This window comes from Paenarthrobacter nitroguajacolicus, assembly GCF_007786235.1.
Classification (GTDB): Bacteria; Actinomycetota; Actinomycetes; order Actinomycetales; family Micrococcaceae; genus Arthrobacter; species Arthrobacter nitroguajacolicus_A.
This window is the reverse complement of sequence record NZ_VNFK01000014.1, coordinates 61,708-78,820: the sequence shown is the minus strand read 5'-3', so window position 1 is coordinate 78,820 and position 17,113 is coordinate 61,708. Positions and strand designations below refer to the sequence as shown.

Below are 17,113 nucleotides of genomic sequence, written 5' to 3'. Positions count from 1 at the left end.
ACTTTCAGCCTCCGATTGCGCTCATGCTGCGGTCCGGCTGGACGAAGTCCGCCGCGCCGAGACCCGTGTGGTCCATGCCGTGGGCTTTGGGTTTGACCCACATGGCGTCCTGCCAGCGCTCCGCAAGTTCGGCGTCCGTGGCTCCTTCGCGGAGGAGTCCGAGGAGGTCGAATTCCTCGCGCGAGAACAGGCAGCTCATGATCTTGCCCTCGGCGGTGATGCGGGTTCGGCGGCAGTCGGAGCAAAACGGCTCAGTGACCGACGCAATGATGCCAACTGTACCGAGGACCGGACCGGAGGCGACGCCTGTTGCCGTGTCCCGGCGTCGCACTTCAAAGCGTTCGGCGGGGGCGCCGTCGCGCTCCCGGGGGTCCGGGCCCAGAACGAAGTCGCGGGACAATAATTCGCGGATCTCCGCGGCCGTGATCATGTTGCGGCGGGTCCAGCCGTGGTCGGCGTCGAGCGGCATCTGCTCGATGAAGCGGAGTTCGTAGCCGCGGTCCAGAGCCCAAGCAAGGAGGTCCGGGGACTCGGCGTCGTTGATGCCGCGCATGAGCACGGCGTTGAGCTTGACTGGACCCAGGCCGGCAGCCCAGGCAGCATCCACGCCGGCGAGGACCCTGTCCAGGAAAGGGCGCCGGGTGAGCTTGGTGAATGTCTCCTCGTGCAGGGAATCCAGGGAAACGTTGATCCGGGTCAGGCCGGCGGCCTTCAAGGCGGCAGCTTTTTTGTCCAGGCCTACACCATTGGTGGTCATGGAGATCGGGAGATCCGGGTGGTCGGCGCGGATGCCGGCGATGATGTCCACCAGATCGGCGCGTACCAGGGGCTCCCCGCCGGTGAGCCGCAGTTCCCGCACGCCCAGGGCGTTGACACCGATGCGCACCAACCGGACGATCTCATCGCCGGTCATGACCGCCTGCTTGGAAAGCCACTCCAGGCCTTCGGCAGGCATGCAGTACGTGCACCGCAGATTGCACTTGTCCGTGAGGGACAACCGCATGTCCGTGGCTCGTCGGCCATAGCGGTCCCACAACCCGGCGGGCGTGCCGGCAGGCCGCGGCGGCGGTACTGCCGCGCTACTTTGGGTACCTCCCGAAGGGGGCACCGGCATGCCCAACTGAACACTCATAAATTCAGGCTACGCCACCCCGGCTGGATTGGTGACACCGGTTACAGTCACACAGTTTCCCCGCGCCCCACTTCTTACAAATTCCATACGCTTGTGCCCGGGGTGCCCGTATCGGGTGCCGAGGACCACCAGCAAACCTATGCTGAAAGCGTGACCACACATACGGCATCATCAGCGGAGCCAGGGAACCGTCGCATCCTCCTGGTCGAGGACGAGCAGACCATCGCCGATGTTGTTCGCGACTATCTTTTGAAGGCGGGTTTCCAGGTGGACATGGCCGGCGATGGCTTCAGTGCCCTGAAAGTTGCCGCGGCGCGTCGCCCGGACCTTGTAATCCTTGATCGTATGCTGCCGGGCTTGGACGGCGTGGAGGTGTGCCGGCGACTCCGCCAAACCATGAGCGTGCCGGTCATTATGGTCACCGCCCTGGGAACCGAGGATGACAGGATCCTGGGCTTGGAAGTAGGCGCGGACGATTACGTCACCAAACCGTTCTCGCCCCGGGAACTGGTCCTCCGGGTCAAGTCCGTGCTGCGCCGGAGCATCAAGGAATTCACGCCGGAACCTCCGGTGGAAGCGGCCGGACTCGAACTTGATCCCGCGTCCCGGACGGTGGGCCACCGCGGCGTGCCACTTTCCCTGACTGTCCGCGAGTTCGACCTCCTGGCTTTCCTGATGCGGAGACCCAACCAGGTTTTCAGCAGGGAGGATCTCATCAAGGCGGTCTGGGGCTGGGACTTCGGTGACCTCTCCACGGTCACCGTCCATGTCAGGCGCCTCCGGGAGAAGATCGAGGCCAATCCCACCAAGCCCGAACTGCTCAAGACCGTCTGGGGCGTTGGCTACCGGTTCGATGACAGCTCCGAGGGGAAGAAGGCCGACCATGGAGGGCAGTGAGCTGTGGACCATCCTGGCGTGGGTCCTTTTCTGGGCGATGCTCATTGGCGCTGCAACGCTGCTGCTTCTGCGGGTTCTTCGCCGGGCCTCCGTGCTCGCGCAAATCTGCTTGGTGGTGGTGGCCACGGTTGCCGTTCTGGTGGCGGGGATGGTCAGTGCCTTCAACGCGATGTTCATCTCCGCCCGGGACCTCGAAGTCATGTGGTACATCCTTGCCATGGCATCAGCCGTTGCGGTTGCGCTGTCCCTCATGCTGGGCGCGGGAGTGTCCCGGAACGCTGCCCGGCTGGTGGATGCTGCCCGGCGTCTTGGCCGGGGCGAAACGTTGGACCACACCATCGCGGAGGTCAAGGGGGCCGCCCCCGCCATGACCTCCGAACTTGCCGAACTCGCCCAGGAACTTGAGGCAAGCAGCCGCAGCCTGGCCGAATCCCGGGAACGCGAAGCGGCCATTGAAACTGCGCGACGTGAACTCGTTTCGTGGATTTCCCATGACCTCCGCACACCCCTGGCCAGTATGCGCGCCATGACCGAAGCCCTTGAGGACGGCATGGCATCCGACGTGCGCGGCTACTACCGGAAAATCATCGGGCAGACGGAACAGATGACCGCCATGGTCAACGACCTCCTGGAACTGTCCAAGATCCAGGCCGGCAGTCTCCGCCTGCGTGCCGAACCGCTGGACCTCTACGACCTCGTCAGCGATGCGCTCTCCGATCTGGCCCCCTTGGCCGCGAAGCGCGGCATCAGGCTCGACGGCGGTGGGGACCGTGAGTGCATGGCCGTTGCCGACGGGCCAAGCCTTGCCCGGGCTGTGCGGAACGTCCTGCTCAACGCCATTCTCTACAGCCGGCCGGACTCCGATGTCAGGATCAGCGTCGGACGGGAGGGCAGCAACGCAGTGATCGCCGTACGCGACCACTGTGGCGGCATTCCGGAGGAGGACCTCCCGCACTTGTTTGAAACCGGCTGGCAGAAAGACCCTTCACGGGGCACACGGGAAGCGCTGCAGGGGAGTTACAGCGGCGCCGGCATCGGACTCAGCATGGTGGCGGGCATTGTGAAGGCCCACGGCGGTTCGGTCACGGTCAACAACGTCGACGGCGGTTGCCGCTTTGCACTGTCACTTCCGGCTGGATCACTCCCGCCGGACGCACTGGCCCCGCCGGATGCACTGGTGGGAGAAAGCCCTCCGACTGCTTCAGCCACTAACCGCCTTGGAGGCACATCATGAGTACGCCCACAGGCAGCACCACCACAGCCAGGCCCACCACAAGAAGGCCCACCATGCACAGGCCTGTTCTTTGGGCTGCTGGCTCGGGCTTGGCGGCAGGGGCGGCAGGAATCGCTGCGGGAGAGCTGGCTGCAGGTCTTCTCAGCCCGTTGGTTTCACCCGTCACGGCGCTTGGTGGTGCCGTGATCGACGCCGTGCCGCCGGGGGTCAAGGACCTGGCAGTGCAACTGTTCGGTACGGCCGACAAGATCGTTCTGCTTGCCTCCATCGGAATCGTCGCCGGGATACTTGCGGCGCTGGCAGGGGCCCTGGAACGTCGCCGGACGGGTCTGGGGCTGGCACTGGCGGGACTGGCCGGCGCGGCGGGACTGACCGCCGTCATGACCCGTGCGCAAGCCGGGCCGCAGGCCGCGCTGGCACCCATCGTCGGAGCGGTTGCCACCATGCTGCTGCTGCGAATGCTGATCCGAAGGCTCGCCACGTGGGCGCCGTCTGATGAAATGTCGGCCGAGCGGGGGAGCGAACCCGCACCATTGGCGCGGCGCAGCTTCCTGAACGCCGTGGCGGGAACCTCCTTGGCAGCTGCGGTCGCCGGGACAGTGACTGCCGTGCTCACGCGCGCCACGGCGGTGGCCTCGGGGTTCCGGGGCTCCATGACGCTTCCGGAGCCTGCAACGCCGCCCCAGGCAATCCCCGCCGGGGCAAGCTTGTCCGTGGAGGGCATCAGTCCCTTGGTGACCCCCAATGACGACTTCTACCGGATCGATACCGCCCTGACGGTCCCGGCGATTGACCCGCCCGCCTGGAAACTGAAGGTAACCGGAATGGTGGACCGGGAGATCGAGCTGGACTTTGCCACGCTCTTGGCCAAGCCCATGACGGAGCGGCACATCACCATCGCCTGCGTGTCCAACAACGTGGGCGGCGACCTCATAGGCAATGCCCTGTGGCTCGGCTGGCCCGTCAGGGAACTCCTCGCGATGGCCGGGCCCAAAGCGGGGGCAGACATGGTGCTCTCCACCAGCAATGACGGCTGGACGGCCAGTACCCCTTTGGAGGCACTGACTGACAGTAGGGACGCGCTGCTGGCAGTGGGCATGAATGGCGAGCCGCTGCCGTTGGAACACGGCTTCCCGGTACGGATGATCGTGCCCGGCCTCTACGGATTCGTCTCCGCCACCAAATGGCTCACAGAGCTCAAGGTCACCCGCTTCGCCGACGACACCGCCTATTGGACACCCCGTGGCTGGAGCGACCACGGACCCATCAAGACGCAGTCGCGCATCGATGTTCCCCGCAGCGGACGGACAGTCCAGCCCGGAACGGTTCAGTTTGGTGGAGTGGCGTGGGCGCAGCATCGTGGCATCGAGCGGGTGGAGCTTCGCGTCAACCGCGGTCCCTGGCGGAAGGCAACGCTTGGCAGCGCGATTTCCGCCGATACCTGGTACCAATGGCAGCTCGGAATCGACCTCACCCAAGGCGACTACGAAGTCCAAGTACGGGCCACTGATGCCACCGGCGAACCCCAGACCGAAGACAAGGCTCCCGTAGCCCCGGATGGCGCCACGGGGTACCACACCATCAGCGTGAAGGTGGGCTGAGGACCTACTCTGAGTACGTTCGGGTTTTTCCCGGAAGCCAACGTGTCCCTACAGGAGGATGTCCGTGCCCAGATCTGTAGCAGCCCATCGCCAGGCAGTGGTGGAACTGCTGACCGGCGCCACCGCAGCCAGGGCAAGCCATCGCCTGCCGCTTCTGGAAGCCTTGGGAGGCGCGCTCGCCGTGGACGTTCATGCACCCATCCCGCTGCCGCCGTTCGACAATTCCCAAATGGACGGCTTTGCCGTCCGCTCCAAGGACATTCCCGACGCCGGTGCGGAGCTCTGGGTAGCGGCGCCGGTTCCGGCGGGTGCCGCGCCGGCAGCACTGAGGCCAGGCTTTGCCGCCCCGATCATGACCGGGGCCATGATTCCGGAGGGCGCCGACGCCGTCGTACCTATCGAGAAGGCCACCCCTGACACCTTCCCGGACGCCACAGCCCGGGACGCGGTTGTTGATCTTCCTGCCGTCGCTCCTGGCACGTATGTGCGGAACCGCGGCAGCGACATCGAAGAGGGGGCGCTGGCCCTGCCGTCAGGCACCCTGCTGGGACCTGCGCAGCTTGGCCTGCTGGCGGCGCTGGGCATGACAACAGTCGAAGTGCGTCAGCCTCTCCGGGTTCTCCTGGTAACCACCGGCGACGAGGTGGTGGAGCCGGGGGAGGAACTTACTGCCGGGAAGATCTTCGATTCCAACGGGACTCTCCTGGAAGCATCCATGCGCCAAGCCGGCCTGGCTGTGGTCCGTGCGGGTATTTCCGACGACGACCCCACCAGCCTGGTGACGGTCCTTCGCAGCCATACCGACCCCGCGGACAACCCGGTTGACGTCATCGTGACTACCGGCGGTGTGAGCAAGGGGGCCTATGAAGTGGTCCGCCAAGCAATGTCCGGCCACCCCGTGGATTTCCTGCCTGTGGCCATGCAACCGGGTGGACCGCAGGGCCTGGGCACCTTCAATGACGTGCCGTTCCTTGGCTTTCCCGGGAATCCCGTGAGCTGCCTGGTTTCCTTCGAGATGTTCCTCCGGCCCGCCCTTTCGGAGGTCCTGGGGGCTCCGGCGCCGCGGCCCGTCCGGAATTTAAGCTTGGCGGAGCCGGTAACCTCCCCCCAGGGAAAGCACCAAGTCCGACGCGGAACCGTGGAGCCTGATGGCTCGGTCCGGATGGAAGGCGGCCCCGGCTCCCATCTGGTCCACGCGTTGGCCCGCTCCAACGCTTTGGTGCAGATCCCCGGGGACGTCACGGAACTCGACGAAGGAGCCGAAGTGGAAGTATGGATGCTGTGAACCAAAATCCCGATACTTCCGGTGGACTGACCCACCTCAGGCAGGACGGCACCGCGCAGATGGTGGATGTCTCTGCAAAGGCGGTCACCACCCGCGAAGCCACCGCCACAGCTACCGTCCGCAGCACGCCCAACGTACTGGCCTTGCTGGGGGCCGGTGAGCTGCCCAAGGGTGATGCGCTGGCCGTAGCGCGGGTCGCCGGGATCATGGCGGCAAAGAAGACCCCTGAGCTGATCCCGCTCTGCCATCCGTTGCCGATCTCCAAAGTCACCGTGGACTTCGAGCTTGGCGTCGACTCCGTAGGAGTACTGGCCACCGTGAAGACCCGCGGCGTGACCGGCGTCGAAATGGAAGCGCTGACCGCCGCGTCCGTAGCGGCCCTGAGCGTATACGACATGATCAAAGCCGTGGACAAACATGCAGTGCTGACCGACATTCGCGTTCTTGCCAAGAGTGGTGGAAAGAGCGGCGACTGGGCAGTGTCCAGTGACGCAGTGTCCGGCGAGGCAACCCCAACGGAGGCGGGCGCATGAGCGCATGCGAGCCGAACGCGCAGCGGAAGGCCGGCGTCGTCATTGCGTCAACGCGCGCGGCGGCAGGGATCTACACCGACGAGACGGGTCCGATCATTCTTGACTGGCTCAAGGAGCACGGCTTCGACACCTTCCCCACCATGGTGGTCCCGGACGGCGAACCCGTAGGCGCTGCGTTGCGGGCACTCCTGACGCAGGAACCCGCCGTGGTCATTACCAGCGGCGGAACGGGCCTTAGCCCGGATGACCGCACGCCGGAGATGACGTTGCCGCTCCTCGAACGCGAAATTCCGGGGATCATGGAGGGCATCCGGCGTGCGGGTACCGCCAAGACCCCCATGGCCATGCTGAGCCGTGGCCACGCCGGAGCTGCGGGAAAGACGTTTATCATCAACCTGCCCGGTTCTCCCAAGGGTGTCATGGACGGACTGGCTGTCCTGGATCCCGTGATTGGGCACCTCTGCGAACAATTGGAAGGAAGCCATGGGCACTGAAACGGACTTCGAAGTTGTGAGCGCTGTCCTAAGCGCCGAGCCCATTTCCGTTGATCAGGCCATCAGGGCTGTTGAATCGGACACAGCCGGAGCCGTGGTCAGCTTCAGTGGCGTGGTCCGCAACCACGACGGTGGCAAGGCCGTGGACCGGCTGAGCTACAGCGCGCATCCAACAGCCCACCAGATCATGTCGGACGTCGTGGCGCAGCTGGTCGCCGAGCACTCGGGCGAAGCCGCCCAGCCTGTCCGCATCTGGGCTGCCCACAGGATCGGCATGCTGGAGATCGGTGATCCAGCGCTGGTGTGTGCCGTAGCCGCTGCCCACCGTGGCCAGGCGTTCGCGGTTTGTTCGGAGCTGGTGGACAGGATCAAAGAGCAGGTCCCCATTTGGAAGGAACAGTTCTTCACGGACGGCACCGTGGAGTGGGTGGGGGCGGGGGAGTAGGCGTCAGTCACGGTTCCTGCCGGGGCCCGGCCCGGCGGTAGGGTTAAAGGCATGACCGAACAACTTGCTGTTGCAGTGCTGGGCGCCAACGGGCGTATGGGAATTGAAGCCGTTAAGGCTGTTGAAGCAGCCCACGACATGAAGCTGGTAGCGGCTCTTGGCCGCGGCGATTCCCTGGAGAAACTGCTCGACGCCGGTGCGCAGTATGTTGTTGACCTCACCGTCCCGGACATCACGGAGACCAACGTCCGGTTCGCAGTCGAACACGGCATCCACGCCGTTGTAGGCACCACCGGTTGGGATGCCAACAGGCTGGAGTCACTGCGTGCGCTGTTGGAGGAGAAGCCGGACACCGGTGTCCTGATCGCCCCGAACTTTGCCCTTGGATCCGTGCTGGCGTCCGCGTTCGCTGCCAAGGCCTCGCAGTATTTCGAGTCCGTGGAAATCATCGAACTGCACCATCCCAACAAGGTGGATGCGCCCTCAGGTACGGCAGTGCGCACAGCGCAGTTGATTGCTGAGGCCCGCCAGGAAGCTGGTGTGCCTGCCAGCCCGGATGCCACCGAAACGTCGTTGGACGGTGCACGTGGCTGCGACGTGGAGGGGGTTCGTGTGCACAGTGTCCGCCTGCGCGGCCTGGTGGCCCACCAGGAAGTACTCTTCGGTGGTCCCGGCGAGCAGCTGACGCTGCGCCACGATTCCTTCGACCGCGCTTCCTTCATGCCCGGCGTCCTGCTGGGGCTGCGCAAAGTCGCGGCCAACCCGGGCCTCACAGTGGGCTTGGACGGCTACTTGGACCTGGGTCTCTAGGGCCATGGGCAACTTCTGGACCGCCTTGAAGAAAAACCGCACCAAAATCTGGGTCGGTGCCATCACCCTGTTGCTGGTGCTGTACCTGGTGGTGTCAGTGCAGCGCTCGTTCCTGCTGCTCGGTGACCCCAACCTGGTAGCCAAGGGCATCGGAGCGGCCTATCTGGTCCTGCCCATGGTCGGCGCATGGGCCCTCATCCGCGAACTGCTCTTTGGTGCCCGGACCGAGCAGATGGCCAAGGTTCTGGAAGCCGAAGGCGGGCTTCCCGAAGACACCCTGCCCCGCACTCCCGGCGGGCGGATTGTCCGTGCTGCCGCCGATGCCGAGTTTGAGAAGTACCGCGCCGAAGCTGAGGCCGCGCCGGAGGATTGGCGCTCCTGGTTCCGCCTCAGCTGCGCCTACGATGCCTCAGGAGACCGCAAGCGTGCCCGTGCTTCCATGCGCGATGCCGTGAAGCTCTTCCGTTCTCAGCCCACAGCTGCGGGACGATAGCTGCCCAGCTTGGACGCTGTGTGGGCTACCCATTCAAGTGGTCCACGACGTCGCAGCAACGCAAAGCAGACGCCAATGGCCACGGCTGCCAGTGCCTGTGTCCAGTACATGCCCTCGTCGGTCCAACCGGCGGGCAGGGGCTGGTTGGTGAATCCGGATACCACCCAGACGTGGGCTGAGTAGAGAGTCAGCGTCATGGCGCCAGGCCCGCTGAGGACCATCAGGAAGTTAATCTTGATGCGTTCAGCCAGTGTGCCGAGCATCAGGAAAAGACCCACGACGCCGGCCGCGACACCTCCGGTGTGCAACAGGTCAAGCGTGGTTCCGGCATGCGGGGCTGCCGTGGCCAACCACCACCACGAATCAACCTGCTGCAGTCCGGTGAGATTCACTTGGAGCATGCTGTCCAGCGGGTATCCACGCGTGGCAGGGAGCGCCTCCAACGCTGCCCGGCCTCCCCAGGCTTCCATGGCGAGGATGCCGACGATTTTCGCCACTGTTGCCACTGCGGTTCCGCATACCAGCAACAGGACCTGTACCTTCGCCGTCGTCAGTGCCAGACGACCGATCACCAGCCCGATCAGCAAATACGAGATCCACTGGAACACGGGGTAGTAGCCCGTGAAGAACAGATCGGCCAGCAGCCGTCCGGGCGTCCCCAGGTCATCGCTGTTGGGATTGTGGCCAAGTTGCAGGGGAGGGTTCGCGTCGAGCAGTAACGGCCGGACCAAAGAGGCCAGCACCGGGGACACCAGGACCCACCCGAGCGACCAGAGGCAGAGTGCCCTAAGCCTCAAGCCGAGGAACGGCAGGATGCACAGGAACAGGACTGCGTAGTGCACCAGGATCACGGCGACGTTGACGTCCAGGCCTCCAAGCGTGAGTCCGACGACGGCAATCACCAAAGCGCGCATGGCCACGCCGCCCCTGGCCGCCCAGAGTTCCATGCCGCTCTTGGGTTCCTGCTTTCCCGTGCTCAGCGCCAACCCGATGCCGGCAAGGACAGCGAACAACGCCGCGGACCGTCCGGAGAAGACCAAGCCCACGAATGTTGGCTCCCATTGTGGTGACGGCCCGAACGTCGGCAACAGGTGGGTAGACATCATGCCCAGCAAAGCTGCCCCACGCGCGGCGTCGATGCCGCTGAGCCTGGACGAGACCGCGCCATTCCCGGGGACTTTGCGGGGTGGTGCCGTCTCTTGCGAAGTCATGCTGAGATGGTCTCATAGGCAGCTGTGAGGGTACGGGTCCCCGCCTTGGTTGGCAGCCGTCGACCACGGGCCATCCTGAGGCCGCTGCGGGGGACACGAACCTTGTGTTCGAATATATGTTCGAATACCATGGCGTCATGAACGATGTTCCGAAACCGCTGGAGGGCCTTCAAGGACCAATGAAGGCGATGAGTCCCGGTGTGGTTGACTTCCTTTTCCGGCAGTTGGTGGCCGGTGAGCCTCCCGAGGATACACAATGGCAGCGCGAAGGCACTGTCCTGGCCGAGCAAGCGCCAGGGGCAGAACTCGCCCGACGACTCTCCGAAACGGACCTGGAGTCCCTGACGCCGCTCGAACTTTTTGAGTTTGTCCGCGCTTCCCAGCGGCTGGTTGCCTGGGCGGAGCACCTCAAAGAGCGTGCGGTCGCACACTACTGCTCCGAGGAGCCCGAGAGGACTCAGGGGTCTGCTCGCACTCACGGGCCTGCGTGACAGCTGCAGCATAGGATGGCCGGGTGACCCATGCACCGCAAGCAGTCGAAGAAGCTCCGGGCTCAGCAACGCTGCTGGCCGCCGTCGTTCAGTACCAGGCCCTGACGGCCGGTGCCGGGGAAGAGACTGTCGCGGCAAATGTCGAAGCCCACGTGGACCTCGTGGAGCGTGCACAGTCAGAAGGCTCGCGCTTGGTTTTGTTTCCGGAACTCTCCCTGACTGGGTATGAACTCAACACTCTGACCACCTCGGGGACGGCTGGCTCGACCGGTCCCTGGCTGAACGCCCACGACCCCAGGCTCCAGCCGCTGCAGGAAGCTTGTGCCCGCACCAAGACAACAGCCATCGTCGGAGCGGCCTGGAGGGAGGCGGATTCCACTCCCCGGCTGGCATCTCTCGTCGTTGGCCCCGGGGGATCCGTTCGTCCGATCTTCAAGACGCATCTGCATGGAGCAGAGCGCAAGATCTTCGTCCCGGGTAACGGCCCAGGAATGGTCACCGTTGACGGGTGGCGCATCGCGCTCGCAGTCTGCGCTGACGCAGCACATCCCGCCCATGCGGCCGCTGCCTCCGAGGCGAAAGCGGACGTTTATGCGGTATCGGCGTTGTATACGCTCGGCGAGGAGCTACGGCTTGGACTTCACATGGGTGCCCGCTCCATGGATCACCGAATATTCGGGCTCTTGGCGAACCTGGGCGGGAAAACGCCGTTGGGTGCATCGTGCGGGCTCAGCGGTGCCTGGGGCCCGGATGGTGCGTCGCTGGCGCAAGTGAAGGGCGTTGGCACGGAAACAGTCGTGGCAAAGTTGGAGTGGTCGGGCCTCCATCGCTTCCGGAGGGGCGCCGGAGAATGAGGACCATCACGCGGAACCCATTCTTGTAACAAGCCTTTGACAGGGTAACGTTTTTCTTATGTCTGACTTGCGCGCCTCCATCCCCGCCCTTGGTACCCTGCTGACCGCCATGGTCACCCCGTTCACCGAGGACGGCAAGGTGGACTACGACCAAGCCGCAGCACTTGCAGAGAAGCTCGTTCAGGATGGCTGCGACGGACTCGTGGTGACAGGCACCACTGGAGAGACGTCCACGCTCACGGATGACGAAAACCTGGGCATGTTCCGTGCCGTCAAAGAAGCCGTCGGTGGCAAGGCTGCCATCATCGCCGGAACCGGTACCAATGACACCGCCCACTCCGTGCACCTCTCACAGCGCGCAGCGGAGGTTGGCGTCGATGGTCTCCTGATCGTCACCCCTTACTACAACAAGCCCAGCCAGGCCGGCGTCCGCGCTCATTTTGAGACGATCGCCTCGGCCACGGACCTTCCCGTCATGCTCTATGACATTCCGGGCCGTTCCTCCATTGCGATCGCTCCCGAAACCATGATCAGCCTGGCCCAACACCAGAACATCGTGGCCGTCAAGGACGCCAAAGCGGATTTCGCTGCTGCCACTCGGGTCATGGCCGAAACGGACCTCGTCTTCTACTCCGGTGACGACGGACTCACCCTCCAGTGGATGGCACTCGGAGCCGTCGGTCTGGTGGGTGTGACCACCCATGTGGCTACGCGCCGCTTCCGCGAGCTGATCGACGCCGTCAACGCCAACGACCTCGCTACGGCGAGGGCCATCAATTTTGAACTGGAACCCGTGGTTCGTGGAACCATGACGCGTGTCCAAGGCGCAGTAGCCGCCAAGCAGATTCTCAAGTGGCAGGGAGTCCTGCCCAACTCGGTTGTCCGTTTGCCCCTCGTGGAGCCGGACGCGGCCGAGATCGAAATCATCCGCGGGGATTTGGCGGAAGCCGGAATGGACTTCAACGTCTAGGACGCTTCCGCCGGAAAGTAGCAAAACATGACCCAAACCGCCCTTCCCGGACTGGTTACTCCGCCTAAACTGCCGAAAGGCACGCTGCGGATTGTTCCGCTCGGTGGACTGGGAGAAATTGGCCGCAACATGGCGGTTTTCGAAATCGACGGCAAGCTTCTGGTCGTTGACTGTGGCGTGCTCTTCCCTGAGGAGACCCAGCCCGGCGTCGATTTGATCCTGCCCGATTTCTCCTACATAGAGGACCGGCTCCAAGACGTCGTTGGCGTCGTGCTGACCCACGGGCACGAGGACCACATTGGCGCGGTTCCCTACCTGCTGCGCCTCAAAGCCGATATCCCGCTGATCGGATCCCAGCTCACCCTTGCCCTGGTGGAAGCAAAGCTCCAGGAACACCGGATCAAGCCCTACACGCTGACCGTCACCGAGGGCCAGGTGGAGCAGTTCGGTCCGTTCGAGTGCGAGTTCGTGGCTGTCAACCACTCCATTCCGGACGCCCTGGCAGTCTTTATCCGTACCGAGGGCGGCAACGTTCTGCACACGGGCGACTTCAAGATGGATCAGCTGCCGCTCGACGGCCGTATCACGGACCTTCGGCACTTCGCCCGCTTGGGAGAAGAAGGCGTAGACCTCTTCATGGCCGACTCCACCAACGCCGATGTGCCTGGCTTCACCACGGCAGAGAAGGAAATCGGGCCCACCCTGGACCGGTTGTTCGGGCAGGCGAAGAAGCGCATCATCGTCGCTTCCTTCTCGTCCCACGTCCACCGCGTCCAGCAGGTCCTCGATGCTGCTGCCAAGCACAGCCGCAAGGTGGCTTTCGTTGGCCGATCCATGGTGCGTAACATGGCCATCGCCGCCAAGCTTGGGTACCTGGACGTGCCTGAAGGCATTTTGGTGGACATCAAGAACATCGACAACTTGCCGGACGACCGCGTGGTCCTCATGTCCACCGGATCGCAGGGTGAGCCCATGGCAGCCCTCTCGCGCATGGCCAATGGTGATCACCGTGTGATTGTTGGCCAGGGCGATACCGTGATCCTGGCCTCCAGCCTCATTCCGGGCAACGAGAATGCCGTGTTCCGCATCATCAACGGTCTCCTGAAGCTGGGCGCCGACGTGATCCACAAGGGGACCGCGAAGGTTCACGTGTCAGGACATGCCGCGGCGGGCGAGTTGCTCTACTGCTACAACATCCTTGAGCCGCTGAACGCCATGCCCGTGCACGGTGAAACCCGGCACTTGATCGCCAACGGCAACATTGCCCTGGAATCAGGAGTGCCGTCGGAAGGCATCATCCTGAGCGACAACGGCACGGTCATCGACCTCAAGGACCACAAGGCGAACGTCGTTGGTCAGGTAGAGGTCGGATTCGTGTACGTGGACGGCTCCAGCGTGGGCGAGATCACCGACGCCGACCTCAAGGACCGTCGCGTCCTGGGGGATGAGGGATTCATTTCCGTTATCACGGTCATCAGCCGTACCACGGGCAAGATCGTGTCCGGCCCGGAGATCCATGCCCGCGGCGTGGCCGAGGATGATTCGGTTTTTGATGAGATCATTCCCAAGATCAACGCCGCACTCGAGGACGCTGTGCTTAATCACACAGACCACACCAACCACCAGTTGCAGCAAGTGGTCCGCAGGATCATCGGCACGTGGGTCAACCGGAAGCTGCGCCGGCGCCCCATGATCATCCCAGTGGTCTTGGAAGCGTAGCCAGCCAGCAACATGAATGCCCAAGGGGGCCTGAAATCCGCGGATTTCAGGCCCCCTTGGGGTACCGTGGCACTTATGGCGACCCGTACTACCTCCACGCCACGAGGCAGCTCAAACAATAAAACCGGCGGCACAGGCCGGGGCGGAGCTGCATCCAAAAGCAGCGCTGCGGCGGCCAAGGGCGGCAGGGCAAGCACTGCCCGCACCAAGCAAGCAGCCGCCGTCGAGCCCCAAGCTCCGCTGCCGCTCCGAATGCTGTCCGGAGCGTGGCAGGGGATCGGCCACGTCGTGGGCGCCGGAGTCAGGCGAATCGGCCACGACGTCAGCGACCTCGATCCCGCTGACCGACGGGATGGCGCGGCCCTCTTCAACTTGGTCCTGGGCATTGGCATTGCAACCTTCGCATGGTGGGGCCTCACCGGTTGGCTTCCCGACGCCGTGTACAGCGTGGTCAACGGGACGTTCGGCTGGATGTCACTGATCCTGCCGTTCATGCTCTTCATTTGTGCTTTCCGTTTGTTCCGGAAACCACAGGATGGCCGGGGGAACAACCGCGTAGGCATCGGTTTCATGATCATGACCCTTGCCGGTTCGGCGTTGGCCCATGTCATTGGCGGCATGCCCACGGTGGCGGATGGCTTCGACGGATTGCGCAAGGCCGGTGGAATGCTCGGCTTCCTTGCTTCCGCCCCGCTGGCCGCAATTCACGCAGCTGTTCCAGTGATTGTGTACGGATTGCTCGCGTTCGTCTCGCTGCTGATCGTGACGGCCACCCCCTTTGGTGCCATTCCCGCCCGGATCCGCGGCGCCTATGAGCACCTCATGGGCGTCGATCTCATGGACGGCTCCGGCAAAGACACCCACGACCGCAGCTATCTCTACGAGAACGATGCTGCCGCCAAGCCCAAGAAGAAGAAGCGCATGCGCCTCTTCGGCAAGGACGAGGAAACCGACGCCGGCCTGGAAGGTTACGTCGGAGACGAGGCTTTCGAGCACGCCATTGTCGACGACGACGAAACTCCCGGCCCGTCCGCACCGCGCGTTCCGCCGGGGGTGCGTCGCCCCACCCAGGCGGAGATCGCCGTCGGGAAGATCAAGGCGGCCCAAGGCCTGGCCGGTGCCACTCCCGGGATCGACAACCCCACCGAAGCCATTCCGGTCCTGACGCCCGAGATGACTGCGCCTACGGCCGCCCAGGTGCCCGCCCGTCCCGCGACACCACCGCCGCCACCTACGCCCATTCCACAGCGCACGGAGCAGTTGTCCCTCGCAGGCGATGTCACCTACACCTTGCCGGCCTCCGACTACCTCACGCCGGGCTCCATTCCGAAGGAGCGCACGGAGGCGAATGACGCCGTCGTCGCCGCTCTGACGGACACCCTCACACAGTTCAATGTCGACGCCGCAGTAACAGGCTTCAGCCGTGGTCCTACGGTGACCCGCTACGAAATTGAGTTGTCTCCGGGCACCAAGGTGGAGCGCGTCACGGCGCTCTCAAAGAACATCTCGTACGCCGTTGCCTCCAGCGATGTCCGCATCCTGAGTCCCATTCCCGGCAAGTCCGCCATCGGTATCGAGATTCCCAACACGGACCGTGAAACGGTCTCGTTGGGCGACGTCCTGCGGAGCCAGAATGCCCGCCGCACAGACCACCCTATGGTCATGGGCGTCGGCAAGGATGTTGAAGGCGGCTACGTGGTGGCCAACCTGGCCAAGATGCCCCACCTGCTCGTGGCCGGTGCCACCGGCGCTGGTAAGTCGAGCTTCGTGAACTCCATGATCACGTCCATCCTCATGCGTGCCACGCCGGATGAGGTCCGTATGGTCATGGTGGACCCCAAGCGCGTGGAACTCACGGCCTACGAGGGCGTACCGCACCTCATTACGCCCATTATCACCAACCCCAAGAAGGCCGCCGAGGCCTTGCAATGGGTGGTTCGCGAAATGGACGCCCGCTATGACGACCTCGCCAACTATGGCTACAAGCACATCGACGACTTCAACAAAGCAGTCAGGGCAGGCAAAGTGGTGCCTCCGGTTGACTCCAAGCGCATCATCAAGCCTTACCCGTATCTCTTGGTGATTGTGGACGAACTCGCCGACCTCATGATGGTGGCCCCGCGCGACGTCGAAGACTCCATCGTCCGCATCACCCAGCTCGCCCGCGCCGCGGGCATCCACCTGGTCCTGGCCACGCAGCGCCCCTCAGTGGATGTCGTGACCGGCCTGATCAAGGCGAACGTTCCGTCCCGTATGGCCTTCGCCACATCGTCCGTCACCGACTCCCGCGTGGTGTTGGATCAACCGGGTGCGGAAAAGCTCATCGGCCAGGGTGACGCCTTGTTCCTGCCGATGGGTGCTTCGAAGGCCATGCGCGTCCAAGGAGCCTGGGTCACCGAGTCCGAGATCCACAAGGTGGTTGAGCACGTCAAGGGACAGCTGCAGGCCGTGTACCGCGATGACGTTGCTGCCGAGGCGCCGAAGAAGCAGATCGACGACGACATTGGAGACGACCTCGAAGTCCTTCTGCAGGCCACCGAATTGGTGGTCACAACGCAGTTCGGATCGACGTCGATGCTGCAGCGCAAGCTGCGCGTTGGCTTCGCGAAGGCCGGGCGCCTCATGGATCTTCTCGAATCCCGAGGCGTGGTGGGTCCTTCCGAAGGCTCCAAGGCCCGCGACGTCCTGGTCAAACCGGACGACCTCGCTGCCGTACTCGCTGCCATGAAGGGCCAGGAGTCACCCGTTTCGCCCGACGCGCAGACCGCGGCCCTGAGCGACAACGCCAACGCGAACATCGCCGTCGGCGGCTACGCGGAGGATCTCGTCGCAGCGGACCTGGACAACCGTACCCAGGCAATCGAGTACTACGACGGTGCCGATACCCCGAATGACGACGACGAAGGCGGCGAGGACGCCTGGTCGCTCACAGGGCGCTAGCTTC

At 64.1% G+C, this 17,113-nt stretch carries 16 protein-coding genes; 14 read left to right on the top strand and 2 right to left on the bottom strand.

The features are described 5' to 3' along the window. Positions 1 to 4: 4 nt before the first annotated feature. The gene (gene moaA / locus FQP90_RS16735; protein WP_208760029.1) at positions 5 to 1,132 is read right to left on the bottom strand and encodes a GTP 3',8-cyclase MoaA; all 1,128 of its coding nucleotides are present in this window, start codon (positions 1,130 to 1,132) and stop codon (positions 5 to 7) included. A 150-nt stretch (positions 1,133 to 1,282) separates the two neighbouring features. Here moaA and FQP90_RS16730 point away from each other — a divergent pair, with 150 nt between their 5' ends. The 9 genes from FQP90_RS16730 to FQP90_RS16690 are packed head-to-tail and all read left to right on the top strand — an operon-like array spanning position 1,283 to position 8,924. Further along, positions 1,283 to 2,029: a response regulator transcription factor gene (locus tag FQP90_RS16730; RefSeq protein ID WP_144652201.1), complete on the top strand. Its 747-nt coding sequence runs from the start codon at positions 1,283 to 1,285 to the stop codon at positions 2,027 to 2,029. Then, the gene (locus FQP90_RS16725; protein WP_244296811.1) at positions 2,016 to 3,263 is read left to right on the top strand and encodes a sensor histidine kinase; all 1,248 of its coding nucleotides are present in this window, start codon (positions 2,016 to 2,018) and stop codon (positions 3,261 to 3,263) included. The genes FQP90_RS16730 and FQP90_RS16725 overlap by 14 nt, the downstream gene beginning before the upstream one ends. Positions 3,264 to 3,316: 53 nt before the next feature. Continuing rightward, on the top strand, positions 3,317 to 4,864 hold the full coding sequence (locus FQP90_RS16720; protein WP_144652248.1) for a molybdopterin-dependent oxidoreductase: 1,548 nt from the start codon (positions 3,317 to 3,319) through the stop codon (positions 4,862 to 4,864). Positions 4,865 to 4,922: 58 nt separating this feature from the next. Then, positions 4,923 to 6,149, top strand: a complete 1,227-nt coding sequence (locus FQP90_RS16715) for a molybdopterin molybdotransferase MoeA (protein WP_144652200.1) — start codon at positions 4,923 to 4,925, stop codon at positions 6,147 to 6,149. Next, entirely contained in the window at positions 6,137 to 6,682 is a 546-nt protein-coding gene (gene moaC, locus FQP90_RS16710; RefSeq protein ID WP_144652199.1) for a cyclic pyranopterin monophosphate synthase MoaC, read from the top strand. The genes FQP90_RS16715 and moaC overlap by 13 nt, the downstream gene beginning before the upstream one ends. Next, a complete protein-coding gene (locus FQP90_RS16705) occupies positions 6,679 to 7,176 on the top strand; it encodes a MogA/MoaB family molybdenum cofactor biosynthesis protein (RefSeq protein WP_144652198.1) in 498 nt (165 codons plus the stop codon). The genes moaC and FQP90_RS16705 overlap by 4 nt, the downstream gene beginning before the upstream one ends. Further along, positions 7,166 to 7,621, top strand: coding sequence for a molybdenum cofactor biosynthesis protein MoaE (locus FQP90_RS16700; RefSeq protein WP_144652197.1), 456 nt, complete (start codon positions 7,166 to 7,168; stop codon positions 7,619 to 7,621). Before FQP90_RS16705 ends, FQP90_RS16700 begins: the two co-directional genes overlap by 11 nt. A 51-nt stretch (positions 7,622 to 7,672) precedes the next feature. Beyond that, positions 7,673 to 8,431 carry a 4-hydroxy-tetrahydrodipicolinate reductase gene (gene dapB, locus FQP90_RS16695; protein WP_144652196.1) on the top strand — a complete coding sequence of 253 codons (759 nt, stop codon included), beginning with the start codon at positions 7,673 to 7,675 and terminating at the stop codon, positions 8,429 to 8,431. Positions 8,432 to 8,435: 4 nt separating this feature from the next. Beyond that, on the top strand, positions 8,436 to 8,924 hold the full coding sequence (locus FQP90_RS16690) for a hypothetical protein (RefSeq protein ID WP_144652195.1): 489 nt from the start codon (positions 8,436 to 8,438) through the stop codon (positions 8,922 to 8,924). Here the strand turns inward: FQP90_RS16690 and FQP90_RS16685 are convergent. Further along, entirely contained in the window at positions 8,900 to 10,135 is a 1,236-nt protein-coding gene (locus tag FQP90_RS16685) for a heparan-alpha-glucosaminide N-acetyltransferase domain-containing protein (RefSeq protein ID WP_144652194.1), read from the bottom strand. The two genes, FQP90_RS16690 and FQP90_RS16685, sit on opposite strands and share 25 nt — an antisense overlap. 137 nt (positions 10,136 to 10,272) lie before the next feature. On the opposite strand from FQP90_RS16685, the gene FQP90_RS16680 reads away from it, so the two are divergent. From FQP90_RS16680 to FQP90_RS16660, 5 genes are all read left to right on the top strand, one after another. Then, positions 10,273 to 10,626: a hypothetical protein gene (locus tag FQP90_RS16680; RefSeq protein ID WP_144652193.1), complete on the top strand. Its 354-nt coding sequence runs from the start codon at positions 10,273 to 10,275 to the stop codon at positions 10,624 to 10,626. A gap of 23 nt (positions 10,627 to 10,649) precedes the next feature. Continuing rightward, positions 10,650 to 11,480, top strand: a complete 831-nt coding sequence (locus FQP90_RS16675; protein WP_244296810.1) for a carbon-nitrogen hydrolase family protein — start codon at positions 10,650 to 10,652, stop codon at positions 11,478 to 11,480. Between the two features lie 58 nt (positions 11,481 to 11,538). Beyond that, entirely contained in the window at positions 11,539 to 12,450 is a 912-nt protein-coding gene (dapA, locus tag FQP90_RS16670; protein WP_144652192.1) for a 4-hydroxy-tetrahydrodipicolinate synthase, read from the top strand. 27 nt (positions 12,451 to 12,477) lie between these two features. Then, the gene (locus FQP90_RS16665; protein ID WP_144652191.1) at positions 12,478 to 14,169 is read left to right on the top strand and encodes a ribonuclease J; all 1,692 of its coding nucleotides are present in this window, start codon (positions 12,478 to 12,480) and stop codon (positions 14,167 to 14,169) included. A 75-nt stretch (positions 14,170 to 14,244) separates the two neighbouring features. Further along, the gene (locus tag FQP90_RS16660) at positions 14,245 to 17,109 is read left to right on the top strand and encodes an FtsK/SpoIIIE family DNA translocase (protein ID WP_144652190.1); all 2,865 of its coding nucleotides are present in this window, start codon (positions 14,245 to 14,247) and stop codon (positions 17,107 to 17,109) included. Positions 17,110 to 17,113 lie beyond the last annotated feature (4 nt).

Coding starts and splice junctions, on each gene's coding strand:
- FQP90_RS16725 (WP_244296811.1), top strand. CDS start 2,016: ATGGAGGGCAGTGAGCTGTGGACCATCCTGGCGTGGGTCCTTTTCTGG.
- moaA (WP_208760029.1), bottom strand. CDS start 1,132: ATGAGTGTTCAGTTGGGCATGCCGGTGCCCCCTTCGGGAGGTACCCAA.
- dapB (WP_144652196.1), top strand. CDS start 7,673: ATGACCGAACAACTTGCTGTTGCAGTGCTGGGCGCCAACGGGCGTATG.
- FQP90_RS16665 (WP_144652191.1), top strand. CDS start 12,478: ATGACCCAAACCGCCCTTCCCGGACTGGTTACTCCGCCTAAACTGCCG.
- FQP90_RS16690 (WP_144652195.1), top strand. CDS start 8,436: ATGGGCAACTTCTGGACCGCCTTGAAGAAAAACCGCACCAAAATCTGG.
- dapA (WP_144652192.1), top strand. CDS start 11,539: ATGTCTGACTTGCGCGCCTCCATCCCCGCCCTTGGTACCCTGCTGACC.
- moaC (WP_144652199.1), top strand. CDS start 6,137: ATGGATGCTGTGAACCAAAATCCCGATACTTCCGGTGGACTGACCCAC.
- FQP90_RS16705 (WP_144652198.1), top strand. CDS start 6,679: ATGAGCGCATGCGAGCCGAACGCGCAGCGGAAGGCCGGCGTCGTCATT.
- FQP90_RS16720 (WP_144652248.1), top strand. CDS start 3,317: ATGCACAGGCCTGTTCTTTGGGCTGCTGGCTCGGGCTTGGCGGCAGGG.
- FQP90_RS16715 (WP_144652200.1), top strand. CDS start 4,923: ATGTCCGTGCCCAGATCTGTAGCAGCCCATCGCCAGGCAGTGGTGGAA.
- FQP90_RS16680 (WP_144652193.1), top strand. CDS start 10,273: ATGAACGATGTTCCGAAACCGCTGGAGGGCCTTCAAGGACCAATGAAG.
- FQP90_RS16700 (WP_144652197.1), top strand. CDS start 7,166: ATGGGCACTGAAACGGACTTCGAAGTTGTGAGCGCTGTCCTAAGCGCC.
- FQP90_RS16660 (WP_144652190.1), top strand. CDS start 14,245: ATGGCGACCCGTACTACCTCCACGCCACGAGGCAGCTCAAACAATAAA.
- FQP90_RS16685 (WP_144652194.1), bottom strand. CDS start 10,135: ATGACTTCGCAAGAGACGGCACCACCCCGCAAAGTCCCCGGGAATGGC.